Origin of the sequence: Micromonospora sp. SD12, from assembly GCF_052068495.1 — a bacterium.
GTDB lineage: Bacteria > Actinomycetota > Actinomycetes > Mycobacteriales > Micromonosporaceae > Micromonospora > Micromonospora echinofusca.
Window position 1 is genome coordinate 149,322 of sequence record NZ_JBQHDF010000007.1, and the last position, 24,488, is coordinate 173,809.

Below are 24,488 nucleotides of genomic sequence, written 5' to 3' on the forward strand. Positions count from 1 at the left end.
TGAGGGTGATCGCAGCCGGCCGACTGAGGGCGGGCCTCCGGACCCGCGCTCTACTGCCAGGTGGCGGTGTCGGGGTCGATGTCGTGGGCGCGTGCGCTGGCGTCGATGCTCTGCCGGAACCACGTGGTGAGGCCGGCACGGATGCCGTCGTAGTGGGCGGCGAATGCCGGATCGGCCTCGTACCTGCGGCCGAGACAGACCTGCATCTGCCTGGTGAGGGGAAAGTACGAGGAAAAGACCTCGCGGTGCCGCTCGACGAGTCGATTCGCCTCCGGGCTGCCAGGGGTGACCCCGGCGTCCATCGCGTCGCCGAGGGCACGGTCGAGGTCGGCAACGGTGTCGGCGACGGCCTGCCATTCCTCCGGGCTGCGAGAGGCTGCGCGTTCGGCGTACTGCTGCCATTGCGTCGTGTCTCCGTAGCGGTCGCGGGCCTGGGCGTGCCGGTCCGGGTCCCACTGGGGGCCGAAGATCGCGGCCTGCTGCTCGACGGTCAGCAGCAGGCCGCGCTCGTGGGCGTCGATCATGCGATCCAGGCCGGCGCTGAGCTGCTGGAGACGGTCGATCCGCTGGGCAACCTGGATGCGCTGCGCGCGCAGTGCGCCGGGCACGTCTGCGGTCGAGTCGTCCAGGATGGCCCGGATGCTGTCCAGGCCGAGGCCAATCTCCCGGTAGACGAGGATGCGGTGCAGGCGTTCCAGATCGCCGGCGGTGTAGAGCCGGTAGCCGGCAGTCGTGCGCAGCGACGGTCGCGCCAGACCGATGTCATCCCAGTGGTGCAGCGCGCGGACCGTCACGCCCAGACGCGTCGAAACCTGGCCGACGGTCAGGCCATCGGCGTCGGTGGCATCAGGCATGCTCCTCATTGTCGCCGCGACCGCCGCCCGGTGGAGTGATCCCGATGGCTTCAAGGTTCCGCGCCTCCTGGCTGGCCGGATCAAAGGGCTTCGCCGCAGTGAAGACGATCCGTGCGTTCTCGGGGGTGATCACCTCCACGTCGCGGGTGTTCCAGGGGGTGTCCCGGGGGCCATCGACCGAGTTCGGGCTCACCGCACGACACGCCTCGACAAGGGGATCGATCTGATAGAGCACGCACGAGAAACTGAAGCTGACCGCGGGTGCCTGCGCCGGGACGCTCGCCGCCGAGCGGAGGAGTACGTCCTGGAACGCCCACCGGCGCAGGTGCACGAGCGTGCCGGGGATGCTGAACAGCTCGAAGAACCCGAGCCCACGAGTCCAGAAGTCCACCGACGCCGCCAGGTCGCTCGTGGGGATCGTCACGAACGCCGGCATCGCATAGATGCCCCGGAACGGCTCCGGCGCCACCGCGTCCGGGCCGGGATCGGGCACGGGACTCATCTCGAAAGCGTCGTAGTAGTCACTCATGCACCCCACCCTGGGGCCTTACGCAGCGTGAGGGTCAAGCCGCATCGGTGCCGGTCCCACCGCTGGCCGCGACCAACGTCGTGGCCGCGGTCCACCCAGGAGGCGGACCGCCGGCTGGGGACGTCGAGCGGGCACGGCAGGATGGATACGTGCGGGCGGCCCGGTTGATCTCGTTGGTCCTGCTGCTCCAGGCGCGGGAGACGATGACCGCGGCGGAGCTGGCGCGGGAGCTGGAGGTCTCCGAGCGGACGGTCTACCGGGACGTGCTGGCGCTCTCCGCCGCCGGGGTGCCGGTCTACGCCGACCGGGGCCGCGCCGGTGGCTACCGGCTGCTCGGCGGCTACCGGACCCGGCTGACCGGGCTGACCCGGGACGAGGCGGAGGCGCTCTTCCTGGCCGGGCTGCCCGGACCGGCGGGCGACATGGGGCTCGCCGACGCGGTGGCCTCGGCCGAGCTGAAGGTGCTCGCCGCGCTCCCACCGAGCCTGCGCGACGCGCCGGTGCGCACCGGACAGCGGTTCCACCTGGACGTGCCGGGCTGGTTCCGGGAGTCCGGGCCACCGCCGTGGCTGACCGAGCTGGCCGGCGCGGTGTGGCGGGACCGGATCGTCGAGCTGCGCTACCGGCGCGGCGACCGCGAGGTCGAACGGGAGGCGCACCCGTACGGGCTGGTCCTCAAGAACGGGGTCTGGTATCTCGTCGGCCGGGTCGGCGGCGCGTACCGCACGTACCGGGTGGACCGGGTCACCCACGTCGAGGTCCAGACCACGACCTTCGACCGGGACGCCGGCTTCGACCTGGCCGGATACTGGCGGGAGCAGGCCGAGGAGTTCCTGCGCGGCATGCTCCGGGCCGAGGTCACGGTGCGGCTGAGCCCCGTCGGCCTGCGCCGGCTCCGCTTCGTCGCCGACGGGCCCTTCGCGTACGACGAGGCGCTCGCCGCGGCCGGCGAGCCCGACGGGCGAGGCTGGGTGGTGACCCGCCTGCCCGTCGAGTCCGTCGACGTCGCGTACGCCCAGTTGCTGTCCCTGGGGCCGGAGGTGGAGGTGCTCGGCCCGCCGGAACTGCGGGAGCTGATGGTCGACGCCGCCAGGCGGTCCGCCGCCGTCTACCGGGTCGCGCCCGTTCAGCGGTAGCCGGTCACGTCGGCCGGTCTGCCTGTCTCCACCACCTCGGTGATGTAGCGGAACCCGTCCGGCCGGCTGCCGTCGACGTCGGTGAACCCGTACACCTGGGCCAGTTCGCCGGCCGAGACGGATGCCTGGTTCCAGCGGGCCCGGTCCTCGTCGGCGGCGAGCGCGGCGACCGCGCGCCCGACGAAGGCCGGGGTCTCCGAGATGAGGAAGTGCGGATCCTTGGCGGCGCCGTCCCGCCAGGTCTCCTCGGTGACCCCGAAGTGCTCCAGCATCGCCTCGGACCGGATCCAGCCCGGTGTCAGCGCCACGGCGGTGCCGCCGTGCGGCTTCAGCTCGTGCCCCCAGACGTACGCCAGCCGGTTGACCGACGTCTTCGCCAGGTCGTAGAAGACCGACAGCCGGTAGTGGGTGTCGTTGTACGCCTTCGTGCCGTCGCCGACCTCGACGACCAGCCCGCCGGGGCGGCGGATCATCAGCGGCAGCGCGAAGTGGGCGGTGACGACGTGCGTGTCGATCGCCAGGCGCAGGCTGCGGAAGCCGGCCTCCAGCGGCTGTTCCCAGACCGGCTTCTCCCAGGTGGTCAGGGGGTCGCCGCCCCAGATGTCGTTGACCAGCACGTCGAGGCGACCCTGCTCGGCGTCGATCCGGGCGACGAGGTCGCGGACCTGCTCGGGGACGAGGTGGTCGACCCGTGCCGCGATGCCGGTGCCGCCGGCGGCGGTGACCAGCTCGGCGGTCTCCTCGATGGTCTCCGGGCGGTCCATCTCGGAGCGGCCGGCCCGGCTGCTGCGGCCGGTGGCGTAGACGGTGGCACCGGCGGCGCCGAGCTGGACCGCGATCTGCCGGCCGGCGCCCCGTGTCGCCCCGGCGACGAGCGCGATCTTTCCTGTCAGCGGTTTCGTCATGCGGCGAGCCTGTCAGCGATACCTGACAACCGAAGTCCGGTTTCGCGAAGCCGTGTCGTCCGTCATGCTCGCCGGCATGCACCTGCTGCTCTCCGGGATCGTCGGCTCGGTCGCGTACGGGCTGGCCGGGCCGGGCTCCGACGTCGACCGGATCGGCGTCTTCGCCGCGCCCACCGTCGCCTTCCACGGGCTGCGCCCGCCCCGCGAGTCGGTGGTGACCACCGATCCCGACATCACCCTGCACGAGGCCGCGAAGTGGTGCCGCCTGGCGCTGAGCGGCAACCCGACCGCCACCGAACTGGCCTGGTTGCCGCAGGACTGCTACGAGACCCGGACGGAGTTCGGCGACCGGCTGGTCGCCATCCGCTCGGCGTTCCTCAGCGCGCCCCGCGTACGCGACGCCTACCTGGGCTACGCCGGCCAGCAGTTCCGCAAGTTGGAGTCCCGGGGCGACGGCACGTTCTCGGCCGACAGCCGGCGGCGCACCGCCAAGCACGCCCGGCACCTGGCGCGGCTGGTGCACCAGGGCCGGCTACTCTACGCCACCGGCGTGCTGGAGATCCGGCTCGCCGACCCGGAGTGGTTCCGCGGCTTCGGCGAGCGGGTGGCGGGCGGCGCGTTGGACGAGGCACGGACCCTGATCGCCGAGGCGGAGCGCGACTTCGACCGGATCCGCACCCCGCTGCCGGACCGCCCGGACGAGGCGACCGTGGAGAGCTGGCTGCTCGACGTACGCGCCGCCCACCTGCCGCCGGGGCGGGGTCACCCCACCGACCGCTGAGCCGGCGTCGGGGCCGGTCACTGCACGTCGAACTCGTTGCCCTCCGGGTCCGCCATGGTGGTGTGCACGCTGCCGAAGTCGGCGACCTCGCGCAGCACCGTGGCGCCGAGCCCCTCCAGCCGCTTGACCGTCGCCGCCCGTTCGGCGGGGCCGACGTGCAGGTCGACGTGCAGCCGGTTCTTGACCTGCTTGCCCTCGGGGACCTGGTGGAACAGCAGCCTGCGGCCCAGCCCGGTGCCGCTGGCCGGGTCGACCGGGTCGTCGGGGTGGCGGACGGCGGCGAGCTGCCGCCACGCCTTGCGGCCGTCGATCTCGAGGTACGCCTCCGGTCCGATCGCGCCGCCGGCGAGCAGGCGCTCGATCAGCACCGCGTTGTCCTCGATCGCGTAGTCGAGGGCGGCGGCCCAGAACCGGGCCTGCGCGTTCGGGTCGGCGCAGTCGACGACGAGCTTCCATTCCACGGCCATGGCGTCCTCCTCGGTGTCCGGCGACCGCCGGCACGGCCCGCCGCCGTAACCAGTTATAGTGGTTACGTGACCGACGCCGCAAGCGGACTCACCCTGACCTCCCCGGAGGGCACCCGCTACCTCTTCGACCCCGGCGCACTCTGCCTGGAGTTCCTGACCACCGGCGGCCCGGGCGCGCTGGCCCGCTACGACGTGCTGCACCGACCCGACGACCTCACCGGCTGGCTGGCGCTGTCCCGGCTACGCCTCGACCCGGCCCGGGTGGAGGTGGACGCCGACGAGCTGGCCGACGCCCGGGGGCTGCGGGACGCGCTGTGGCGCCTCGTCTGCGTACGCACCGGGGCCCGGCCGCCGGCCGTCGACCCGACCGAGTTCGACGCGACCCCCCACGACCTCGCCACCCTCAACCGGCTGGCAGCCGGCGCTCCGCTGGCGCCACAGCTCACCGCCGACGGGGCCCGCCGCTGGGCGCTGCCGGCACGCGGCGGACAGGCCCTCGCCACGATCGCCCGGGACGCCGTCGACCTCTTCGCCGGCCCGCACCGAGACCGCGTCCGGGAGTGCGCCACGCACGACTGCTACCTGGTCTTCGTCGACACCTCACGGCCCGGCCGGCGCCGCTGGTGCGCGATGGAGCGCTGCGGCAACCGGCACAAGGTCCGCTCGCTGCGGGCCCGCCGCACCGCGGACTGACCCCGCGCGGGTCAGTCCGCCAGTCGTACGCGGACCCGGCGGTTGGCCCGTCCCTTGCTCTCCACCTTGACCACCTGCACCTTGCCGATCTGCGCGGTGGAGGCGACGTGCGTGCCGCCGTCGGCCTGGACGTCCAGCCCGACGATGTCGACGATCCGCACCTCCTGCTCGTCCGGCGGGATCAGGTTCGACTGGGTACGGATGATGTCGGGCAGGGCGAGCGCCTCCGCCCGGGGCAGCACCCGCACGGCCACCGACCGGTCGGCGGCCACCTCGGCGTTGACCAGCTCCTCGATGCGGCTCTTGAAGTCGGCCGGCACCTCGGGCAGGTTGAAGTCCATCCTGGCCTCGCCCGGCTCCATGTTGCCGCCGGTGACGAGCGCGCCGAAGTCGCGGAACACCACGCCGCAGAGCACGTGCAGCCCGGAGTGGGTCCGCATCAGCCGGGTACGCCGGTCGTCCTCGACCGCCCCGGTCACCGCCGTCCCGGCCGGCGGCAGCGGGTCGCCCTCGGCCGGGATCAGCCACAGGTCGTCGCCCTTACGGGTGCCGACGATCCGGGTCTGCACGCCCTGCCAGAGCAGTACGCCGTGGTCCGGCGGCTGCCCGCCGCCGCCCGGATAGAACGCCGACCGGTCCAGCACGACGCCCTGCTCCGGATCGGCGTGCAGCACCGTGCACTCCCACTCCCGCAGGGTCGGATCGGCGAGGTCCAGCCGGTGCGTACGACCGTGGTGTGTGACGCCCATGACAGGGCACGTTACTCGTTGAGGAAGGCGGATATCCGGCTTCGCAGGTCGGCGCGTTCCGTCCAGAGGACGCCGGGCCGGTCGTACACGTGCAGGGTGGCCCGGGGCAGCGCGGCGGCGAGCTGCTCGGCGACCTCGACCGGATGCAGGTCGTCGCCGGCGCAGCCGATGACGAGGGCCGGCGCGGTGACCGCGGCCAACGCACCGGCGTCGCGCAGGGGCGCCTGCTCGGGCAGGCTCGCCAGCCCCGGGGCGAGCCCGTCGCGCAGGAGCTGGTCGAGGCGCTGACGCAGGTAGGCCCAGCCGGCCGGGGTGTTGCGTACGGCGGGCGGCAGCTCGGCCTGGACCACGTCGGCCACGGCGGCGGCGTCACCGCTCTCCACGGCCTCGAACAGGGCGGTCAGCCGGGCCCGGGCGACCTCGCCGCGCGGCCGGTCCAGCGCCGCGGGCAGGAAGAGGACCAGCCGCTCGAAGCGTTCGGGGCTCTCGGCGAGCAGCCGGCAGAGCGCGCCCGCGCCGAGGCTGGCGCCGAACGCCCGGGTGGCACCCGCGAGGTCGGCGACGGAGCGCAGGTCACGGGCCAGGTCCAGGTAGCTCCACGGACCGGGCGGCGCGTCGGAGCGGCCGTGCCCCCGGAACTGGAAGAACAGCTTGCGGCCCGTCACCCCGCTGCCGAACGGGCGGGTGGTGGCGATGCCGTTGCCCAGGCCGTGGGCGAACACCGTGACCGGGTCACCCGCGCCGGTGAGGAGCTGTTCCAGGCGTACGCCGTGCGGCGTGGCGATCAGCTCGGTCTCCGGCTCCGGCAGGGCCGGCCTGCCGGTGCGCGGGCCGCCCGGGCCGGGACCCCAGGTGCGGGGCCCGCCGTCCGGCGGCGGCGGCCAGCGGAAACCTCTCACCAGAACCCTTTGCCGTCGCTGAGGTCGCGCAGCCCCACCCGGACGTCGAGCAGGTAGATCAGGCCGGCGGCGATGCCGACGAGTCCGAAGAGGCTGATCGGGCCGAAGCCGAGCAGGGTCAGCACCAGGCAGACGGCGAGGATCGCGATCCAGCCGCCCTTGGGCAGGGTGCCGATGGCGGCGAAGGCGTCGGAGCGCTGGGTGATGGCGTGCACCAGGGCGATGCCCTGCACGATCAACGCGAAGACGAGCAGGATCAGCTCGATCACGTAGCGAACATCGAAGGCGAAGAGCGGCGCGGCGTAGGCCATGCCGGCAAGCTTATGCCGGTGAGCCCGGATACGTCCGACAGGACGCATCCGGGCTCACCGGGCGGGGCGAACTACTCGGCGGCCGGGCGGGTCCGCTTGGTGGCCCGGGGCAGCTTCGCCGACGGGGTGACGGCCGGCTTGGTGGCCTTCGTGGCCCGGGTCGTCGCCTTCTTCGCGGCGGCCGGCTTGGCCTCCAGCACCTCGGCCACGTCGGCCGGGGTCGGCACCTCGGCGGCCGGGGTCGACGTCTCGGCGGTCACGGCCGGGGTCGCCACCTCGGCGGTCGCGGCCGTGGTCGGCGTCTCGGCGGCGGGCCGGACGGCGGCCGGCTTCGCGCCGGTCTCGACCGGCTCGGTGTCGGCCTCGGTCGCCTCGATGTCGGCGTTCACGGTCTCGGCGGCCTCCAGCACGCCGGCCCCGACGACCCGCTCACCACGGGCGATCAGCGCGACGTACGCGGCCTGCGCCCGCTCCTGTGCGGCCTGGGCACCGGCGACCACCACGGCGGCGTTGCGGGTGGCCAGCGCACGCAGCCGGTCCAGGTCGGCGACCTCGCGCAGCTTGTCGAGGTCGGCCACCTCGCGCAGCTTGTTCAGGTCGGCGGCCTCACGCAGGCGCTTCAGGTCCAGCTCGGTCGGGACGGCCTTCTCGCGCAGGCCCTCGGCGGTCAGGTTCGCCGTGCGCAGGGTGTCGTTGGCCTTCTGCCGCAGCTCGACGCCGGTGACGACGGCCTTGCCACCCAGGTCGGCGACGACCTTGGTGCCGAGGTCGGTCACGACGGCGGGGAGCTTGCGCAGCTGCTGGAGGGCCAGCTCGCCGGCGCCGGCGGCGGCGTAGATCGGGGCCGGGATGCGGCTGGTCTTCGGCTGGGTCATCACTTCTCCTCTTCGGCCGCGTCGGCGGCCTTCCGGACCGCGCTGCGGGCGGCCTTCTTCTCGGGGGTGTCGGTCGGAGCGGGGGCGGGGCCGGCCTCGGTGACGGCGACCGACTCCAGAACGGCCTCGGTCGGGGTGCCCTCCGCCGTGGTGGGGCCCGTGGCCGCGAGGTTGGCCAGGTCGGGCGCCGCCTCGACGGGATCCGGCGTGCCCGCGCCGGGGGCGGTCTCGGGCCCGGCGGCGGGCGTTGGGCCGGTGGTCGCCGCGGTCGCCTCGGCGAGCCGCGCGTTCTCCCGGCGGAACGTCTCGTAGATCTGGGTCAGCGACTGCTTCTGCGCCATCGTCAGGTCGGGGTCGACCGAGATGGCCGCGAGCACGCCCTGGCCCTCCTTGTCGTCGAGCAGCCCGGCCCGCAGGTACATCGCCGGGGTGGAGACCCGCAGCGCGCTGGCGAGCTGCTGGAGCACCTCCGCGCTCGGCTTGCGCAGGCCGCGCTCGATCTGACTGAGGTACGGGTTGCTGACCCCCGCCTGCTCGGCGAGCTGCCGGAGCGAGATCTTCGCGTTGCGGCGCAGATCGCGAATGAACCCGCCGACGTCGGGAAGGTCCTTACCAGTGGCCATGGCTCGACGCTAACGCGCACCGCTAGCTCCTGCAAGCAAAGTGCTAACCAGAGTTAGCGACGTCTCACTTCGCGGTTGCGTCCCGGTCTCCCCGATGCGTACCTTGCCGCAGTGACCAAGATCGAGGTGAACGGCGCCCTGCTCGCGTACGACGACACCGGCAGCGGCACGCCCGTCGTCCTGCTGCACGCCGGCATCGCCGACCGCCGGATGTGGCGGGAGCAGGTCGGCCCGCTGGCCGCGAGCCACCGGGTGATCGCCCTCGACCTGCGCGGGTACGGGGACTCCGAGCTGCCGCCGGCCCCGTTCGCCCACCACGACGACGTGGCCGGACTGCTCGACGCGCTCGACCTCCCCCGGGCCGCCCTGGTGGGCTGCTCGTTCGGCGGCGCCGTCGCGATCGACACCGCGCTGGCCCACCCGGAGCGGGTCAGCGCGCTCGCCCTCCTCGGCACCGCCGCCTCGGGCCACGAGTGGTCGGAGGAGGCGAACGACCTCTGGGAGAGCCTGGTGGGCGAGGTCGACCCGGAGGACTTCGCCGCGAGCGCCGCTGGCGAGGTGCGGTTCTGGGTGGTCGGCCCGGGCCGCGAGCCCGCCGACGTCGACCCGGCGCTGCTGGCCTTCGCCCGCGAGATGGACCAGCGGGCGCTCGCCGCCGAGCTGGCGCTCAGCGCGGTCGACGTCGCCGAACTCGACCCGCCCGCGATCGGCCGCCTCGGCGAGCTGCGGATGCCCGTCCTGGTCGGCGCCGGTGCGGCGGACGTGCCCGACATCAGCCGCCTCGCCGACCGGATCGCCGCCGAGGCGCCGCACGCCGTCCGCCTGCCCGACGTGCCGGACGCCGGTCACCTGTTGCCGCTGGAGCGACCCGCCCCGGTCAACGCCGCCCTGCTCGACTTCCTGCCCTGACACTCGCCCCCTCGTCGACGACGGTGCGGGGTTCCGGGGCAGAGGTCCAACCACGGCGCGTTTCAGAAGTGGAGGGGCGCGTGAAGCCAGCCACGGCGTCCGCTTCCGCCGATGCGCGGATGTGGGTGGTGGCGAGCGGTGGAACGGCCCTTGCCGCGACAGAATCCAGCCAGCGCCGGGCGACGCGCCTCCGCAGCAGCGGGTGAAGGGGATAAATGGTTTGCCCAGGCGCCGGGCTGAGAGTTTGACTGCCCGCCATGCCTTCTTCCCCCTCACCGATCTTCGTTACGGGTACGGGTCGTTCGGGGACGTCACGGATCGCCGACATCATCGGCGAACATCCGCTGATCCATCGGATTCCCATGGAGACCAGGTTCCTCATCGACCCGGGTGGCCTGCGGGACCTGGCCGACGCGCTCACCGATCGATACGACCCCACCGTCGGCGAGGACGCCCTGCACCGGCTGAGCGACTTCCTCACCGTACGAGTGCCCGGCCGACGCGACGATCGCGGCAGGACCGTGCCCGAACTGGTCGGCGAGCGACGCTACCGGGACGCGGTGCGACAGCTCTGGCCGCAGTTGATCGCGTACACCTACGACGAGCCTGCGCCCGCGAATGGCTTCGGCGACGCCGACCGGCCCGCCGGGCCGTTCGAGCCGCTGAGCCGCCGGCGGGTGCTCCCCAGGCACTTCAGTGACCGGGGCGAGCTGCTCGGAATCCTGCGGGGCCTGGTCGACACCCTGTTCGGGGGAGCAGCCGCCGACGCGGGCAAGCCGACCTGGTGCGAGAAGACACCGTTCAACCTGCTGTGCATGGAGTTCCTCTGGGAACTGGTCCCCGAGGCGACCATCGTGCACATCAAGCGTCACCCGGTCTCAGTGCTCGCCTCCCACCTGGCCCAGCCGTGGGCACCGCCCACCGTCGACGGCGCGCTCGCCTACCTCAGGCCGGTCTACCACCGATGGCTCACCTGGAAGGACACGGTCGACCTGACGGGCAGGCGATACGTCGAGGTGAGAGCGGAAGATCTCGCAGCCGACTGGCCCGGGCAGCGCCGCGCCCTGTTCGAACGGCTCGACGTCGACGACGTCGCCACCGCTTCGACGTTCCAGTCGGACAAGCTGACGAACCGCAAAGACCAGTTCGACGACGAGACCCGCGAGTTCATCGAAGAAGCGCTCCGCGAGGTCATCCCGGCCATGGGATACGAGTGACGGCTCCGGCTCGGGCTACCAGAGGGAGCGGACGGCGCCGACCGGCAGCCCGCCGCCGAAGAGCGGCAGCTCGGCGTACTCGGTCAGCACCGGGGCGTCCAGCCCGAGCCGGCGCAGGGCGGAGACCAGCACCGGCATCCGGGCGCGGCCCGCACCGTCGTCGATCTTGAGGGCGACCGCCCCGACGCCGGGCACCGCGGTGGCGATGACCCCCTCGGCGCCCACCTTGGCGAGCAGCCCGGGCACCCCGCGCATGAGCCGGCTGTCCTCGGCCCGCGTGCCGCCGACCAGGTCGGGGTGCGCACGCATCGCGTCGGCCACCGTCCGCGACACGGTGCCGGGCTCCGCCGAGACGAGCCGGAGGTACGCGCCGGCCAGGCCGGTCAGCGAGACGGCGAGCACCGGGGCGCCGCAGCCGTCCACCCCGACCGCCGCGGCCCGCTCACCGGTGAACTCCTCCACCGCGTCCCGCAGCGCCTGCTGCAACGGGTGCTCCGGGCGCCAGTAGCCGTCGAGCGGCCAGCCGGCGGCCAGGCAGGTCAGCAGCATCCCGCTGTGCTTGCCGGAGCAGTTCATCTGCGTACGGGTGGGGCCGCCGCCGGCCCGCAGCACGGCCGTCCGCGCCTCGTCGCCCACGGGCAGGTCCGGCGGGCAGTGCAGGGCCGACTCGTCCAGCCCGGCGCGGGCGAGCAGCGCGCCGACCCGGGCCAGGTGGAACTCCTCCCCGGCGTGGCTGGCCGAGACCAGCGCGACGTCGGCGGGATCGGCCAGCGTCAGCCCGGCGCGGAGCATCCCGACCGCCTGCATCGGCTTGTTCGACGAGCGCGGGAAGACCGGGGAGGTCACGTCCCCGGCACCGGTCACCGTCTGCCCCGAGGCGTCGAGCACCACCACCGAGCCCCGGTGTACGCCCTCCACGAACCCCGACCGGACCACCTCGGCGAGCGGCGCGCCGCCCTCGTACGTCTTTCCCACAGGGTGGACGGTACCGGCACCGTGGACCGCGCCCGGCAGGCGGGTGAGCAGGCCGTCGAGCAGCCGGTGTACAGCAGCGGCGGCCCGGGCCGCCGCTTACCGGCCGGCGGCGGGCACGCCGAGCAGACCGCGCGCCTCGGCGGTGGTCAGCGGCGGCCGCTGGGCGAGCTGGGCGAAGCCGACCGCCCGGGCGACGAGCTGCATGTTGGACTCCACCGGGCGGCCCTTGGCGTAGGTCACCGTGTCCTCCATGCCGACCCGCAGGTGCCCGCCGGCCGAGAGCGAGGCCAGCATGACCGGGATGGTGCTGCGGCCGATGCCGGTGGCCGAGAAGGTGGCGCCCTCGGGCAGGTCGCGCAGCGCCTGGTGGGCGGCGACCAGCGTGGCCGTGGTGCCCGGCATGCCGCCCGGCACGCCCATCACGAAGTCGACGTGCACGTGCCCGCCGGCCGGCAGGCCGTACTTGCCGAGCAGCCGTTGCAGGGCGGTGAGGTGGCCGAGGTCGAAGATCTCGTACTCGGGCACGATGCCCCGCTCCTGCATCCGGGTGTGCAGGTCGACGATGAACTCCCAGCGGTTGAGGAAGACGTCGTCGCCGAAGTTGAGCGTGCCCATCGTGCAGGAGGCCATGTCCGGCCCGGCGTCGAGCACCGCGAGCCGGTCGGCCTCCGGGTCGGTCACCGCGCCGCCGGAGGAGAGCTGCACGATCAGGTCGGTGCTCTCCCGCAGCGCCGCCACCGTCTCCCGCAGCCGCCCCTGGTCGAGGGTGGGCTTCGCCTCGTCGTCGCGGATGTGGACGTGGATCACGGCGGCGCCGAGCGCCTCGCACTCCTTGGCGGTGAGCAGCAGCTCGTCGAGAGTCACCGGCAGCGCCGACACCTCGGCCTTGGCCGACTCCGCGCCGGTGGGGGCAACCGTGATCAACGTCCCTGTCGTCATGCCCGGATCCTAGACCGAGGCCGACGAGCCAGTCGACCGGAACTTTTCCGGCCTCGGCCCCTCCGAGCAGAGAATCTTTCGCCGATGGGCGGTCAGGCCGGATCGATCGCGGCGGCGGTCTCGCCGATGAGCAGGCGGGCGTCGTCGGCCACGTTGCGCTTGACCACGGCCAGGGCGACCTGGCCCAGCTCGTGGTGGTGCACGGCCGTGCCGACGAAGCCGACCGCCCGGCCGTCGAGGGTCACCGGCGTGCCGGCGGCCGGCGGCTGGTCGGTGGTCACGCCGTCCAGGTGCAGCAGTACGAGCCGACGCGGCGGCCGGCCCATGTTGTGCACCCGGGCCACGGTCTCCTGGCCCCGGTAGCAGCCCTTGTCCAGGTGCACGGCCGGGGCGACGAGATCCACCTCGGCCGGGATCGTCCGGTGGTCGGTGTCCACCCCGACCCGGGCCCGCCGGGCGGCCACCCGCACCGCCTCGTACGCCCACAGCCCGGCGACCGGCACCCCGTCGCCCCGCAACTGGGTGACCACCTGCTCCATCGCGGCCCGGGGCACCAGCAGGTCGACGCCGAGCGGGCCCCGGCGCGCCCAGCCGCCCACGGGCAGCGGGCGCACGTCGTACAGCGCGGTGGGCCGCGGCGGCAGCTCGCCGGCGCGGAACTTCGGACCCGGCACCGCGACCACGTCGGGTGCCACCAGCCCGGTCACGCCGAGCGTCTCCGCCGCGGCCGGCGCCTCGGGCCCGACCAGCGACAGCAGCGCGTGCTCGGCGGTCACGTCGCGCGGCTCGACCTTGCTGAAGAACCGCATCCGCTCCAGGTACGACAGCAGGCCCGCGGTGGCGCCCGGCTCGGTGTCGAGCCAGGTGGTGACGCCGTCCTCGGCGACCATGGCGTGCTGCTCGACGTGCCCGTGCGGGGAGAGCACCAGCAGCTCCGTGCCCTGACCGGCGCCGAGCTGCGCCAGGTGCTGGCTGGTGAGGGTGTGCAGCCAGCCGATCCGCTCCTCGCCCGGCACCGCGACGACGCCCCGGTGCGACCGGTCGACCAGGCCGACCGCCGTGTCGAGGGTGCGCTGCTCGCGCATCGGGTCGCCGTAGTGCGCCGCCACCCCCCGCACGCCGGCCGCCGCGTGCGCCGGCTCGGGCTGGTCCCGGCTGGCCTCGTCGATGCTCTCGACGCTCACCGCACCCGCGATGTCGATCATTTCCGGTCCCCGTTCTCGCAGCGGACGCAGACGCCGAAGAACGAGACATGGCCGATGTCGACCCGGAACCCGCGCTGGCTCGCCAACTCGTCGGCCAGCGGACGCAGCAGCTCCGGATCGATCTCGTCGATCGCCCCGCACTCCCGGCAGACGAGGTGGACGTGCTGGTCCTCGCCGGCCGCGTGGTAGGTCGGCGAGCCGTGCGAGAGGTGGGTGTGGGTGACCAGGCCGAGCCGTTCCAGCAGCTCCAGCGTGCGGTAGATGGTGGTGATGTTGACCCCTGCGGCGACCTCCCGGACGGCTGTGTGCACCTGCTCCGGGGTGGCGTGCCCCAGCTCCAGCACGGCCTGGAGGATCAACTGCCGTTGCGCCGTCAGCCGGAGCCCACGGGCCCGGAGCATTTCCGCGAGGGAGGATTCGGACACCGTCCGATCATAGTTCGCTCCGCCACGCGCGCCGCCCGGTCGACCCGCCGCTACGCTCGGCGGTCATGGTGGCGTCGAGGATCGCGGTGCCGGGGCGCGGGCTGGTGCCGCCCGGGGAGCCGGTGCTGCGCGGCGACGACCGGGGCGTGCTGCACGGCGACGGGCTCTTCGAGACGATGCACCTGCGCGACGGGCTCCCGTGGCTGCGCGACGCGCACCTGGCCCGGCTCGCCCGGGCGGCGGCGGCCGTCGACCTGGCGCTGCCCGCCGCCGAGGTGCTGGTCGAGCTGCTGGACGCCGTACGCGCCGGCTGGCCCGCCGAGGTGGAGGGGGCGCTGCGGCTGGTCTGCACCCGGGGCCCGGAGGGCGGCGGCCCGCCGACTGGCTACGCCACGCTGGCCGAGGTGCCGGCGGCGGCCCGGGCGGCCCGCCGGGACGGGATCACCGTGGCGACCCTGCCGCTCGGCGTCGCGGCGCGGGCCCGCGCCGAACTCGACTGGCTGCCGGCCGGGATCAAGTCCACCTCGTACGCGGTGAGCACCGCCGCCCGCCGCTGGGCCGCCCGCGCGGGCGTGGACGACGCGCTGTGGGTCTCCTCCGACGGGTACGCGCTGGAGGGGCCCACGGCCAACCTGATCTGGCTGACCGGTGACACCCTCCGCACGGTGCCCGCCGCCGAGACCGGCATCCTGCCGGGCGTGACCGCCGCCTGGCTCCTCGGGCACGCCCACGAGCTGGGCCTGCGCGCCGAGGAGCGCCTGGTCACCCCCGCCGAGCTGGGTACCGCCGACGGCGTCTGGCTCAGCTCGTCCGTGCGCGGCCTGGTGGAGATCCGCACCCTGGACGGCGTCCCGCTGCGCCGCTGCGCGCGTACGCCCGCCCTCCAGGCGTTTCTGGGCTTTCCCCGCCCGTGACCGGGGGAGGGTCAGCCGGCGACCCGGGTGAGGCGCGCGGAGAGGTGCGGGGAGAGCGGGTGGCCGACGGCGGCCATCTCCTGCGCGTAGAGCAGGGCGCCCTCGACGATGCCGAAGAGGCGGTGACCGGCGGTGACCTCCTTGGCGGTCGACGTGCGGACCACCGCGTCGGTGACGAACTCGATCTGCGTGCCCTTGCGCTTGCCGATGTGCAGCTCCATCACCCCGGTGGGCACGGTCATCAGCGCTTCCAGCTCGTCGGTGGCGCGGTCGCCGTCCATCACCGGCCGCCACCAGCCGACCTCGCGGCCCGCCGGGCGGACCGGGCGGCTCTGCTCGTCGAGCAGCCAGGCGCGGGACTCGTAGAACAGGAACGGCCGGCCGTCGTGGCTGATCCGGATCTCCTGCGCGAAGTCGAAGTCCTCGATGGTGGGGAAGCCGCCGCGCCCCCGGCCGCGCCACACCCCGACGTACGGCAGCAGACCGTCCAGCGTGGGGTGCAGCTTCGGGCCGACGCGCAGGTCGTGGCTCTCCTCGTAGGGGTACGGGTCGACCGGCGGCGCGTTCAGCCACGGCGGCGGCTGCAGGGGGTTCTCGTCGCTCACCAGCGTCCTCTCGATATGCGTACGGCCAGGTAGACCAGGCCGCCGGCGAGCGCGCCCAGGCCGGCGACCAGCAGGCTGACGAACCCGATCTCGGTGACCATCGGGACCATCCTATGCTGGGCCCCATGGCCCGCTCTCTCGTGATCAAGGCCACCGCCGGCGCGGACGCCCCGGAACGGTGCGCCCAGGCCTTCACCGTCGCCGCCACCGCGGCCGCCGCCGGGGTGCACGTGTCGCTCTGGCTGACCGGGGAGTCGACCTGGTTCGCGCTGCCCGGGCGGGCGCAGGAGTTCGAGCTGCCGCACTCGGCCCCGCTGGCCGAGCTGCTGCACGTGATCCTCACCACGGGCACGGTGACGGCCTGCACCCAGTGCGCCGCCCGGCGGGACATCGGGCCGGACGACGTGCTGCCCGGCGTCCGCATCGCCGGCGCCGCGGTCTTCGTCGAGGAGGCGATGGCCGAGGGCGCCCAGGCCCTGGTCTACTGACGGGCCACCCGCCGATACCGACCCGGCACGTCGGGCAAATGCCTACGATTCGGGTGTGACCGAGGCGACGGAGCGGTTCTTCGAATCACTGCCGGCGCGCGCCCCGGATGTGCTGGTCAGTCCGGTCAGCGGGACCATGCAGATCGACCTCGCGCACGGCACCCGGACGGTGCACTGGCTGGCCCACCTGCGCCCGGGCGCGATCGAGGTGAGCCGCAACCGGGGGCCCGCCGACGCGATCTGGTACACCAGCGAGGAACTGTTCGACAGGCTCGTCACCGGCCGGGCCCAGGCGATCTCGTCGGTGCTGCGCAACGAGAGCAGCTTCAGCGGCGACGTCGTGCTCTTCCTGCTGTTCCGGCGGTTCTTCCCCGACCCGCCCGGCACCCGCGACCCCCGCGAGGCCGCCCGCGCACAGCTCGGGCGGCTGCGGTGAAGGACCTGGTCAGCATCCTTGACGGCAACACCTTCCTGGTCAGCGACAAGCGCGGCGACGTCGAGCCGTCCCTCGACTTCCCGACCGGGCTCTTCTCGTTCGACACCCGGCACCTCTCCACCTGGCTGCTGACCCTCGACGGCGAGCGGCTGCACGCCCTCTCGGTGGACACCGCGGAGTCCTTCCGCACCCGGTTCTTCCTCGTTCCCGGCGAGCCGACGCACTACCTGGACGCGAAGGTCTCGGTGATCCGGAGCCGGGCCATCGGCGGCAGCTTCGAGGAGGAGCTGACCCTGCTCAACCACTCCGGGGAGGAGGCGGAGTTCGTCGTCCGCCTCGACATGGCCGCCGACTTCGCGGACCTGTTCGAGATCAAGCACGTCCGGAGCAAGCAGGGCCACACCACCGCCACCGTCGGCGACAACGAGCTGCGGCTGGCCTACCGCCGCGAGGGGTTCCACCGCGAGACGGTCATCACCAGCACCTCGCCCGCGCACGTCGAGGTCTCCGGCATGACCTACCGGATCCGGGTCGGGCCGCGCGGCGAGTGGACGACCCGGCTGCACGTGTCGACCGTCGTCTACGGCGCGCGCGGCGAGGACATCCGGGCCAACCTGCCGCAGTACAGGGGCAGCCGCGACCCGCACGCCATCCGCGCCGAGCAGGACGACCTGGTCGCCCGGGCGCCGAAGCTCGGCTGCGACTGCCAGCCGCTGGCCGGGGCGTACCGGCAGAGCCTGAACGACCTGGCGGCGCTGCGCTACGAGTCGATCACCCTCGGCGTACGTCTGGTGGCCGCCGGCCTGCCGTGGTTCATGACCCTGTTCGGCCGGGACAGCATCATCACCTCGCTCCAGCTGGTGCCCTTCCTGCCGGAGCTGATCCCGCCGACCATCATGATGCTGGCCGGCCTCCAGGGGCACCGGATCGACGACTTCCGCGACGAGGAGCCGGGCAAGATCCTGCACGAGCTGCGCTACGGCGAGACGGCGGGCTTCGAGGAGCAGCCCCACTCGCCGTACTACGGCTCGGCCGACTCGACGCCGCTGTTCGTCATCCTGCTCGACGAGTACGAGCGGTGGACCGGCGACGACAGGCTGGTGCGGGGCCTGGAGGCCCAGGCCCGGGCCGCCCTCGCCTGGATCGACACGTACGGGGACCTGCTCGGCACCGGCTACCTCTGGTACCAGACCCGCAACCTGGACACCGGCTTGCAGAACCAGTGCTGGAAGGACTCCTGGGACGCCATCTCGTACCGTGATGGCCGGCTTCCCGGCTTCCCGCGCGCCACCTGCGAGCTTCAGGGCTACGCGTACGACGCGAAGATCCGCGGCGCCCGGATGGCCCGGACGATCTGGGGCGACCCCGCGTACGCCGACCGGCTGGAGCGGGAGGCGGCCGAGCTGAAGATGCGGTTCAACCGGGACTTCTGGATCCCGGAGCGGGAGTACTACGCGCTCGCCCTGGACGCCGACGGCCGGCAGGTGGACGCCCTGACCTCGAACATCGGGCACCTGCTGTGGAGCGGCATCGTGGACGAGTCGCGGGCCGGCCGGATCGCCGAGCACCTGTTGGGTCCCCGGCTCTACTCCGGCTGGGGCGTCCGTACGCTCGCCGACGACCAGGGGCGGTACAACCCCGTCGGCTACCACGTCGGGACGGTGTGGCCGTTCGACAACTCGATCATCGCCTGGGGGCTGTGGCGGTACGGGTTCCGCCGGGAGGCCGGGCAGATCTGCGACGCGATGCTGGCCGCGTCCCGGTTCTTCGGCGGACGGCTGCCGGAGGCCTTCGCCGGCTACGATCGCAGCCTCACCGACTACCCGGTGGAGTACCCCACGGCGTGCAGCCCGCAGGCCTGGTCGGCGGGCACGCCGCTGCTGCTGCTCCGTGTGATGCTGGGGCTGGAGCCGCAGGGCGAGCACCTGATCATCGATCCCGCCGTGCCCGAGGGCATGGGGCGCGTCGAGCTGCTCGACATCCCGGGCCGCTGGGGCCACGTCGACGCCCTGGGCCGCAGCCGCACGCCGCACGACCACCAGCGCGGCTGACCGCCCGGGTCAGGCGGGGCAGCCGGTGGTGACCGAGACGACGACCAGGTCGCCCGAGAGGTCGGCGACGACGGTGACCGGGCCACGGCGGTAGGCGTACGCCTGCGGGTCGTCCAGCACCGGGAGGCGGGTGACGGGGGCCAGGGCGGCGGCCGGGGACGCGGGGGCCGGAACGCCGGCGGAGCGCACGGAGCGGGCGGCGCCACCGCCGGGGCAGGGCGCGGTGACCACCCGTTCGGGGGCTTGACCGGCCGGAGCCCCGAGGGCCCGGAGCGCCTCCCCGAGGGCGTCCGCCTCCGCACCGGCGGCATCGGCCGCGGGTACGTCGTAGCCGTCGCCCACCGGCCGGCAGCCGGTGTCGACCATCAGCCGGACCCGGCCGTCATCAGCGACCCCGCCGGAGACGGTGACGAACTCGCCCGCGTCGGCGCGTAACCGGGGGCCGTCCGAGGTGACCCGGACCCCGGCCCGCCAGTCCGTCGGCAGCCGGTCGGCGACCCGTTCCAGCAGCGTCGCCTCGCCGCCGGCCGCGACGAAGACGTCCACCCCGCGCGACAGCTCCGCGCCGTCGGCGAACGGGGTGACGCGGCAGCCCCGGTCGACCTCGGGCGGGGTCAGCACGGCGGTGTCGCCGGCCGCCGCGACGAGTACGCCGACCGCGCGGTCGACGACGGGACCGGCCTCGGTCAGGGCGCGCTGCTCCCGGACCGTCGGCGGATCGTTGCGCACCGACGTCCAGGTCAGCGCCGCCAGCAGCACCGCCCAGGCCACCGTGCCCGCGGCCAACCAGGGCAGCCACCGTCGGGGGGACGCCGGCCGCCCGGGACCGGTAGGCGGGGCCTGCCCCGCCGCTTCGACGCCGTTCACGGGGGCCATCGTGTCACGCCGCCCGGTCGCGGCCGGAAACGGTCGTGGCCCGCCACCTGCTGAGGGGACGGGCCACGAACCGAGGCGGGGCGTGGGGGTCAGGAGGCGACCGTGACGGTGACCTCGTTGATGCCGCGCGCGGCGGTCACGGCGGTGTCGCCGTTGCCGTGCCGGGAGAGCGCCCGCAGGGTCCAGGAGCCCGGCGCGGCGAAGAACCGGAACTGGCCGGCCGGCGAGGTCACCACCTCGGCGGTGAACTCGCCGGTCGAGTCGAGCAGCCGGACGTACGCGCCCGGAACGGCCTCGCCCGCGTCGGACCGGACGACGCCGGTGATCACGGTCTCCTTCTCCAGGTCCAGGCTCGCGGGCAGCGGGGCGGCCTGGTCGGGAGCGGCGCAGCCGGCAGCGGTGGGTGCGGTCATGGCTCAGGCCTCCCCGGGCTCGTCGCCGAGCGCGACCGGCACGCCGACCAGCGAGCCGTACTCGGTCCAGGATCCGTCGTAGTTCTTCACGTTGCGGTGGCCGAGCAGCTCCTGGAGCACGAACCACGAGTGCGAGGAGCGCTCGCCGATCCGGCAGTACGCGATGGTCTCGCGGCTGTCGTCCAGCCCCGCGTCGGCGTAGATCTTGCGCAGCTCGTCGTCCGACTTGAAGGTGCCGTCCTCGTTGGCCGCCTTGGACCACGGCACGCTGATCGCCGTGGGGATGTGACCGGCCCGCTGGGCCTGCTCCTGCGGCAGGTGGGCGGGGGCGAGCAGCCGGCCGGCGAACTCGTCGGGGCTGCGCACGTCGACCAGGTTCTTGGTGCCGATGGCGGCCACGACCTCGTCGCGGAAGGCCCGGATCGAGGTGTCCGGCTCCTGCGCCACGTACTGCGTCGCGGGGCGGCTCACCGCGTCGCGGACCAGCGGGCGGGCGTCCAGCTCCCACTTCTTGCGACCGCCGTCGAGCAGCTTCACGTCGCGGTGGCCGTAGAGCTTGAAGTACCAGTACGCGTACGCGGCGAACCAGTTGTTGTTGCCGCCGTAGAGGATGACGGTGTCGTCGTTGCTGATGCCCCGCTCGGAGAGCAGCGCCTCGAACTGGCTCTTGTTGACGAAGTCCCGGCGCACCTGGTCCTGGAGGTCGGTCTTCCAGTCCAGCTTGATCGCGCCGGCGATGTGGCCGGTGTCGTAGGCCGAGGTGTCCTCGTCGACCTCGACGAAGACGACGCCCGGGGCGTCGAGGTTCTTCTCGGCCCATTCGGCCGAGACGAGTGCGGTGTCGCGACTCATCAGATCACTCCCTGGTGAGGATGAATGGTGACCAGCACGGGGGCATCGAAAGTCGTGACGATCGCACCACGCGCAGGATCCACCGTATGGACGGATCACGGGTTCGTGCGACGGCGCCGCTGCCGGGCGTTGAGAGAGAGCACGGGAGAAGAAAGGCTCCTGCGTGCCGGTGGCCGCTAGGCGGCCGAGGACAGCCCCGCCGTCAGATGACGGGGCGACACAGGCAGGTGGCCACGCGGCACAGGTCGACCGCGCGCCGTTTGGTGAGGAGCGTCCCCATGAGCAGGGAGCCTACCAGCCGGGCGCGTGGACACCAGGGGGCCGACCAGCATCCGGGACGTACCCGGGCGGGCACCCGCCCCGCGCGCCCGGCCGCGCCGGGCCCCGGGCAGGGGCGCCGCCCGGGACCACCGTCGGGCGCGGCCGGTGATCAGCCGGTGGCGGAGTTGATCGGTACGTTCCTGGCGTCCGCGGTGACGGCCAGCCCCTCGGGCAGCGGCCGGACCTCCCGGACGGCGAGCTGGAACGGCAGCTCGGGCAGGGGCACGTCGATGGAGATGCCGCGGGCGTAGTTGTTCAGCAGCGTCCGGGCCAGCGGCAGGTTCGGCAGGCCGTCGGCGTTCAGGTCGTTGAAGCGCAGCGCCACCTGCCCCTCCTTGCCGACGGTGATGTCGGCCGTGCCGGTCACGGTGAGGCGCTGGCCGAGGATGTCGACCGGGGCGGTGACGGCCAGCCGGCCGTTCTGCTCGCCGAGGGTCAGCCCCGGCCGGTCGAGCAGCTTGGCGAGGCTGTCGTAGCTGATGGTGCCCGTCCCGTCGACCGTCTCGGCGACCACGTCGCCCTGGCCGGAACGGATGGTATCGAGCGAGGCGCGTACGTTGCGGGCGTCCACGTCGAGCTTCGGCAGCGCGACCGCGTCCCCCCGCACCGAGCCCTGCACGTCGCGCAGCGCGATGGAGATGCGCTCGTAGCGGCCGTCGAGCACCTGGGTGAGGAACGGGACGCCGCCGACCTCCACCTCCGGCGGCGAGGACTGCGCGCCCTGCTTGGCGATCTCCTGGCGGACCTGGTCGGCGATGGCCCGCTCGGCCACCCCGACGGCGACCCGGTCGGCCACCACGATCAGGCCGCCCAGGACCAGCAGCAGCACGACGAGGGTGATGAGCACCTTGCGCCCGCGTCGCCGGGGCCGCTCCTCGTACGGGTCGTCGTGCGCCACGCCGCCTCCTGTCGTCAGTGTCGAGGGTGCCGCGAAGCGGCCCACCGGTGGTACCCGAACCGCGAAATCCTCAATCGCCGCGTCAGAGAACGAGCTTGCACATGGCGTACGCGGCCGGCGCGGCCAGGGCGAAGCCGCCGAGCGGCCCCTGCATGTGCCGGGCCACCCACATGGTCGGCGGCTCCCCGGCCATCAGCCGGCCCGCCTCGGCGTAGCCGACGGCCAGGTCTGCCAGTACGGCGGCGACCGCCGCCACCAGCCCGATGATGGCGGCCCGGGTGGGGGTGAAGGGCGTCACGAGGTAGCTGCCGAGGAGGGCGCTGACCAGCGTGCCGACCATGGCGCCGGCGACCACGCCGGCCGCGCCCCGGGGCACCTGGGGGGCCAGCCGTGGCCACGGCGCCACCGCGTCGGTCAGCCGGGCGACGGTCAGCGCGACCGCGCTGGCGGTGAGGCACACCGTGATGGCCTGGGTGCCCGCCGGGATCCGGCTGAGCACGATCAGGGTGGCGAAGGCGACGACGCCGACCACGATCAGCAGGGTGCTGCCGAGCGAGTCGGTCACCCGCACCCGGTCGACCCGCCGCACGAGCTGGCCGAGCACCCCGAGGGCGAAGCCGCCCGCCGCGACGTAGCCCAGCGGCGCCAGGCCGGCGACGTCGGTCTGTACGGCCGCGGTGTCGGCCGCGACCGCGGCGCCGACGCTGACGGCGGCCACCAGCAGCAGCGCGGGCGGCCGCATGGCCATCGTCCAGGCGAGCACGAAGAGCAACTGCACGCCGAAGATGACGAACGCGAAGGGCAGCCGGTGCCCCGGGCCGGAGGTCTGTGCCCCGAGCACCAGGCCCACCCCGAGCAGGACGGCGAAGCCGGCGACGGTCAGGGCGAGCGGGCGGCGCACCTCGACCGGCTCGATCGGCTCCTCGTCCGGTTCGTCGTCCGGCTCGTCGTCGGGCCGGCGGGCCGGCTCGCCGGGCCGCCGGGCGCGGCGCGGTCCGCCGCGCTCCCGGCGCTCACCGTCGTCGTCGGGGGCCGGCCCGGTGCGCGGCGCCGGCGGCTGGCCGCGGGAGGGGCCGGACGGCCCGGGGCGGGGCCCGTCGGGCCACTGGTCGCGGCCGGTCTCGGGCGAGCTGGAGGGAAACACGCCCCGATCGTGCCAGACCGGCCGGCCCGCGCGGGGACCACGGTTTCGGCAACGTTAAAACCTGCGGCACGATCACGGGCAAGCCGGGCAAACGGGAAATGACGCGGAGGTCCGGCCGAGGCGATCGGTTACGCTCAAGCCGCTACCCGCCCGTCAGCGACGCCGGGACCCACGCAAGTTCATCAGCGTCACACCCCGCCACGGAGTGCGCTGGTCGCGCGCGGCCGACGGCCGCCGGGACGGAGGTGATCGTGGAGATCCTGCTGCTGGTGACCGCACGCGCAGGCGAACCGTCCGCAGTGTTGCCGGCGCTCGACCTGCTGCCGCACTCGGTCCGTACCGCGCCCCGCGACGTCCGCACCCTCGTCGCCGGCCCCAGTCCGGACGCGGTGCTGGTCGACGCCCGCTCCGAGCTGAGCGAGGCCCGGGCCACCTGCCGGATGCTGCACGCCACCGGCCTCGGGGTGCCGCTGGTCGCGGTGGTCACCGAGGCCGGCCTGATCGCGCTCAACGCCGACTGGGGCGTCGACGACGTCATCCTCGCCGCCGCCGGCCCGGCCGAGGTGGAGGCCCGGCTGCGGCTCGCCGTCGGGCGGCTGAGCAACGCCACCTCCGGGGCGGGCGGCTCGATCCGCGCCGGCGAGCTGACGATCGACCCGGACACCTACGCCGCGAAGCTCAAGGGCCGCCCGCTCGACCTCACCTACAAGGAGTTCGAGCTGCTGAAGTTCCTGGCCCAGCACCCGGGCCGGGTGTTCACCCGCGACCAGCTCCTGCGCGAGGTGTGGGGCTACGACTACTTCGGCGGCACCCGCACGGTCGACGTGCACGTCCGGCGGCTGCGGGCCAAGCTCGGCTCCGAGTACGAGTCGATGATCGGCACGGTGCGGCAGGTGGGTTACAAGTTCGTCGTACCGCCCTCGCGGTCGCTGCCGGAGAGCGAGCACGCGCCCCTGCCGGTCTGACTTCCCGCTCCTTCGGGGGCTGTTCCGCATATG

General features: G+C 73.8%; 31 protein-coding genes. 10 read left to right on the forward strand and 21 right to left on the reverse strand.

Going from position 1 to position 24,488, the window contains the following annotated elements; genetic code table 11:
- Window positions 1–50: 50 nt before the first annotated feature.
- Complete coding sequence (locus tag ACTMS2_RS16345; RefSeq protein WP_441176120.1) at window positions 51–854, reverse strand: MerR family transcriptional regulator; 804 nt, start codon at window positions 852–854, stop codon at window positions 51–53.
- Window positions 847–1,383: a hypothetical protein gene (locus ACTMS2_RS16350; protein WP_441176121.1), complete on the reverse strand. Its 537-nt coding sequence runs from the start codon at window positions 1,381–1,383 to the stop codon at window positions 847–849. The genes ACTMS2_RS16345 and ACTMS2_RS16350 overlap by 8 nt, the downstream gene beginning before the upstream one ends.
- Before the next feature lie 149 nt (window positions 1,384–1,532).
- On the opposite strand from ACTMS2_RS16350, the gene ACTMS2_RS16355 reads away from it, so the two are divergent.
- A complete protein-coding gene (locus ACTMS2_RS16355; protein WP_441176122.1) occupies window positions 1,533–2,519 on the forward strand; it encodes a helix-turn-helix transcriptional regulator in 987 nt (328 codons plus the stop codon).
- On the opposite strand, the gene ACTMS2_RS16360 is transcribed toward ACTMS2_RS16355, so the two are convergent.
- Complete coding sequence (locus ACTMS2_RS16360; RefSeq protein ID WP_441176123.1) at window positions 2,510–3,424, reverse strand: SDR family oxidoreductase; 915 nt, start codon at window positions 3,422–3,424, stop codon at window positions 2,510–2,512. The two genes, ACTMS2_RS16355 and ACTMS2_RS16360, sit on opposite strands and share 10 nt — an antisense overlap.
- 76 nt (window positions 3,425–3,500) lie before the next feature.
- Between ACTMS2_RS16360 and ACTMS2_RS16365 the strand changes: the two genes are divergently transcribed.
- Window positions 3,501–4,205, forward strand: a complete 705-nt coding sequence (locus tag ACTMS2_RS16365; RefSeq protein WP_441176266.1) for a nucleotidyltransferase domain-containing protein — start codon at window positions 3,501–3,503, stop codon at window positions 4,203–4,205.
- A gap of 17 nt (window positions 4,206–4,222) precedes the next feature.
- On the opposite strand, the gene ACTMS2_RS16370 is transcribed toward ACTMS2_RS16365, so the two are convergent.
- Window positions 4,223–4,672, reverse strand: a complete 450-nt coding sequence (locus ACTMS2_RS16370; protein ID WP_441176124.1) for a VOC family protein — start codon at window positions 4,670–4,672, stop codon at window positions 4,223–4,225.
- A 66-nt stretch (window positions 4,673–4,738) separates the two neighbouring features.
- Here ACTMS2_RS16370 and ACTMS2_RS16375 point away from each other — a divergent pair, with 66 nt between their 5' ends.
- The gene (locus tag ACTMS2_RS16375) at window positions 4,739–5,365 is read left to right on the forward strand and encodes a CGNR zinc finger domain-containing protein (protein WP_441176125.1); all 627 of its coding nucleotides are present in this window, start codon (window positions 4,739–4,741) and stop codon (window positions 5,363–5,365) included.
- An 11-nt stretch (window positions 5,366–5,376) separates the two neighbouring features.
- Here the strand turns inward: ACTMS2_RS16375 and ACTMS2_RS16380 are convergent, their stop codons facing one another.
- From ACTMS2_RS16380 to ACTMS2_RS16400, 5 genes are all read right to left on the reverse strand, one after another.
- The gene (locus ACTMS2_RS16380) at window positions 5,377–6,114 is read right to left on the reverse strand and encodes an alanyl-tRNA editing protein (RefSeq protein ID WP_441176126.1); all 738 of its coding nucleotides are present in this window, start codon (window positions 6,112–6,114) and stop codon (window positions 5,377–5,379) included.
- A gap of 11 nt (window positions 6,115–6,125) precedes the next feature.
- Window positions 6,126–7,013 carry an alpha/beta fold hydrolase gene (locus tag ACTMS2_RS16385; protein WP_441176127.1) on the reverse strand — a complete coding sequence of 296 codons (888 nt, stop codon included), beginning with the start codon at window positions 7,011–7,013 and terminating at the stop codon, window positions 6,126–6,128.
- Entirely contained in the window at window positions 7,010–7,324 is a 315-nt protein-coding gene (locus ACTMS2_RS16390) for a DUF2516 family protein (RefSeq protein ID WP_088998194.1), read from the reverse strand. Before ACTMS2_RS16390 ends, ACTMS2_RS16385 begins: the two co-directional genes overlap by 4 nt.
- 71 nt (window positions 7,325–7,395) lie before the next feature.
- The gene (locus ACTMS2_RS16395; protein WP_441176129.1) at window positions 7,396–8,202 is read right to left on the reverse strand and encodes a hypothetical protein; all 807 of its coding nucleotides are present in this window, start codon (window positions 8,200–8,202) and stop codon (window positions 7,396–7,398) included.
- Complete coding sequence (locus tag ACTMS2_RS16400; RefSeq protein ID WP_441176130.1) at window positions 8,199–8,822, reverse strand: helix-turn-helix domain-containing protein; 624 nt, start codon at window positions 8,820–8,822, stop codon at window positions 8,199–8,201. The genes ACTMS2_RS16395 and ACTMS2_RS16400 overlap by 4 nt, the downstream gene beginning before the upstream one ends.
- Window positions 8,823–8,933: 111 nt before the next feature.
- Here ACTMS2_RS16400 and ACTMS2_RS16405 point away from each other — a divergent pair, with 111 nt between their 5' ends.
- A complete protein-coding gene (locus tag ACTMS2_RS16405) occupies window positions 8,934–9,731 on the forward strand; it encodes an alpha/beta fold hydrolase (protein WP_441176131.1) in 798 nt (265 codons plus the stop codon).
- 257 nt (window positions 9,732–9,988) lie between these two features.
- Window positions 9,989–10,948 (forward strand): sulfotransferase family protein, encoded by a 960-nt coding sequence (locus ACTMS2_RS16410; protein WP_441176132.1) that lies wholly within the window; start codon window positions 9,989–9,991, stop codon window positions 10,946–10,948.
- 15 nt (window positions 10,949–10,963) lie between these two features.
- Here ACTMS2_RS16410 and ACTMS2_RS16415 read toward each other — a convergent pair whose 3' ends face one another.
- From ACTMS2_RS16415 to ACTMS2_RS16430, 4 genes are all read right to left on the reverse strand, one after another.
- The gene (locus ACTMS2_RS16415; protein ID WP_441176133.1) at window positions 10,964–11,923 is read right to left on the reverse strand and encodes an asparaginase; all 960 of its coding nucleotides are present in this window, start codon (window positions 11,921–11,923) and stop codon (window positions 10,964–10,966) included.
- A 96-nt stretch (window positions 11,924–12,019) separates the two neighbouring features.
- Window positions 12,020–12,862 carry a 3-keto-5-aminohexanoate cleavage protein gene (locus ACTMS2_RS16420; protein ID WP_441176134.1) on the reverse strand — a complete coding sequence of 281 codons (843 nt, stop codon included), beginning with the start codon at window positions 12,860–12,862 and terminating at the stop codon, window positions 12,020–12,022.
- Between the two features lie 92 nt (window positions 12,863–12,954).
- The gene (gene ygfZ, locus ACTMS2_RS16425; RefSeq protein WP_441176135.1) at window positions 12,955–14,067 is read right to left on the reverse strand and encodes a CAF17-like 4Fe-4S cluster assembly/insertion protein YgfZ; all 1,113 of its coding nucleotides are present in this window, start codon (window positions 14,065–14,067) and stop codon (window positions 12,955–12,957) included.
- Window positions 14,064–14,492 (reverse strand): Fur family transcriptional regulator, encoded by a 429-nt coding sequence (locus ACTMS2_RS16430; RefSeq protein ID WP_101412925.1) that lies wholly within the window; start codon window positions 14,490–14,492, stop codon window positions 14,064–14,066. Before ACTMS2_RS16430 ends, ygfZ begins: the two co-directional genes overlap by 4 nt.
- 65 nt (window positions 14,493–14,557) lie before the next feature.
- Between ACTMS2_RS16430 and ACTMS2_RS16435 the strand changes: the two genes are divergently transcribed.
- The gene (locus ACTMS2_RS16435; RefSeq protein WP_441176136.1) at window positions 14,558–15,406 is read left to right on the forward strand and encodes an aminotransferase class IV; all 849 of its coding nucleotides are present in this window, start codon (window positions 14,558–14,560) and stop codon (window positions 15,404–15,406) included.
- 11 nt (window positions 15,407–15,417) lie between these two features.
- Here ACTMS2_RS16435 and ACTMS2_RS16440 read toward each other — a convergent pair whose 3' ends face one another.
- Window positions 15,418–16,011 carry an FABP family protein gene (locus ACTMS2_RS16440; protein WP_088998184.1) on the reverse strand — a complete coding sequence of 198 codons (594 nt, stop codon included), beginning with the start codon at window positions 16,009–16,011 and terminating at the stop codon, window positions 15,418–15,420.
- Window positions 16,008–16,112: a small membrane protein MtfM gene (gene mtfM / locus ACTMS2_RS16445; protein ID WP_267897534.1), complete on the reverse strand. Its 105-nt coding sequence runs from the start codon at window positions 16,110–16,112 to the stop codon at window positions 16,008–16,010. Before mtfM ends, ACTMS2_RS16440 begins: the two co-directional genes overlap by 4 nt.
- Window positions 16,113–16,124: 12 nt before the next feature.
- On the opposite strand from mtfM, the gene ACTMS2_RS16450 reads away from it, so the two are divergent.
- Genes ACTMS2_RS16450 through ACTMS2_RS16460 form a run of 3 tightly spaced genes read left to right on the forward strand, consistent with a single transcriptional unit; the run spans window position 16,125 to window position 18,986 of the window.
- Window positions 16,125–16,499, forward strand: coding sequence for a DsrE family protein (locus ACTMS2_RS16450; RefSeq protein WP_088998183.1), 375 nt, complete (start codon window positions 16,125–16,127; stop codon window positions 16,497–16,499).
- A gap of 55 nt (window positions 16,500–16,554) precedes the next feature.
- Window positions 16,555–16,935 carry a hypothetical protein gene (locus ACTMS2_RS16455; RefSeq protein WP_441176137.1) on the forward strand — a complete coding sequence of 127 codons (381 nt, stop codon included), beginning with the start codon at window positions 16,555–16,557 and terminating at the stop codon, window positions 16,933–16,935.
- A complete protein-coding gene (locus ACTMS2_RS16460) occupies window positions 16,932–18,986 on the forward strand; it encodes an amylo-alpha-1,6-glucosidase (protein ID WP_441176138.1) in 2,055 nt (684 codons plus the stop codon). The genes ACTMS2_RS16455 and ACTMS2_RS16460 overlap by 4 nt, the downstream gene beginning before the upstream one ends.
- Before the next feature lie 9 nt (window positions 18,987–18,995).
- On the opposite strand, the gene ACTMS2_RS16465 is transcribed toward ACTMS2_RS16460, so the two are convergent.
- The 6 genes from ACTMS2_RS16465 to ACTMS2_RS16490 form a co-directional block, all read right to left on the reverse strand.
- Entirely contained in the window at window positions 18,996–19,853 is an 858-nt protein-coding gene (locus tag ACTMS2_RS16465) for a hypothetical protein (protein ID WP_441176139.1), read from the reverse strand.
- Between the two features lie 98 nt (window positions 19,854–19,951).
- Window positions 19,952–20,275: a DUF1416 domain-containing protein gene (locus tag ACTMS2_RS16470; protein WP_088998179.1), complete on the reverse strand. Its 324-nt coding sequence runs from the start codon at window positions 20,273–20,275 to the stop codon at window positions 19,952–19,954.
- A 3-nt stretch (window positions 20,276–20,278) separates the two neighbouring features.
- A complete protein-coding gene (locus tag ACTMS2_RS16475; RefSeq protein WP_088998178.1) occupies window positions 20,279–21,127 on the reverse strand; it encodes a sulfurtransferase in 849 nt (282 codons plus the stop codon).
- A 202-nt stretch (window positions 21,128–21,329) separates the two neighbouring features.
- The gene (locus ACTMS2_RS16480) at window positions 21,330–21,407 is read right to left on the reverse strand and encodes an Ms5788A family Cys-rich leader peptide (protein ID WP_311202345.1); all 78 of its coding nucleotides are present in this window, start codon (window positions 21,405–21,407) and stop codon (window positions 21,330–21,332) included.
- Window positions 21,408–21,557: 150 nt separating this feature from the next.
- Window positions 21,558–22,346, reverse strand: coding sequence for an LmeA family phospholipid-binding protein (locus ACTMS2_RS16485; protein ID WP_101412930.1), 789 nt, complete (start codon window positions 22,344–22,346; stop codon window positions 21,558–21,560).
- Window positions 22,347–22,428: 82 nt separating this feature from the next.
- Window positions 22,429–23,490 (reverse strand): hypothetical protein, encoded by a 1,062-nt coding sequence (locus ACTMS2_RS16490; RefSeq protein ID WP_441176140.1) that lies wholly within the window; start codon window positions 23,488–23,490, stop codon window positions 22,429–22,431.
- A 245-nt stretch (window positions 23,491–23,735) separates the two neighbouring features.
- Here ACTMS2_RS16490 and ACTMS2_RS16495 point away from each other — a divergent pair, with 245 nt between their 5' ends.
- Window positions 23,736–24,455, forward strand: coding sequence for a winged helix-turn-helix transcriptional regulator (locus ACTMS2_RS16495; RefSeq protein ID WP_197697787.1), 720 nt, complete (start codon window positions 23,736–23,738; stop codon window positions 24,453–24,455).
- Window positions 24,456–24,488: the final 33 nt, after the last annotated feature.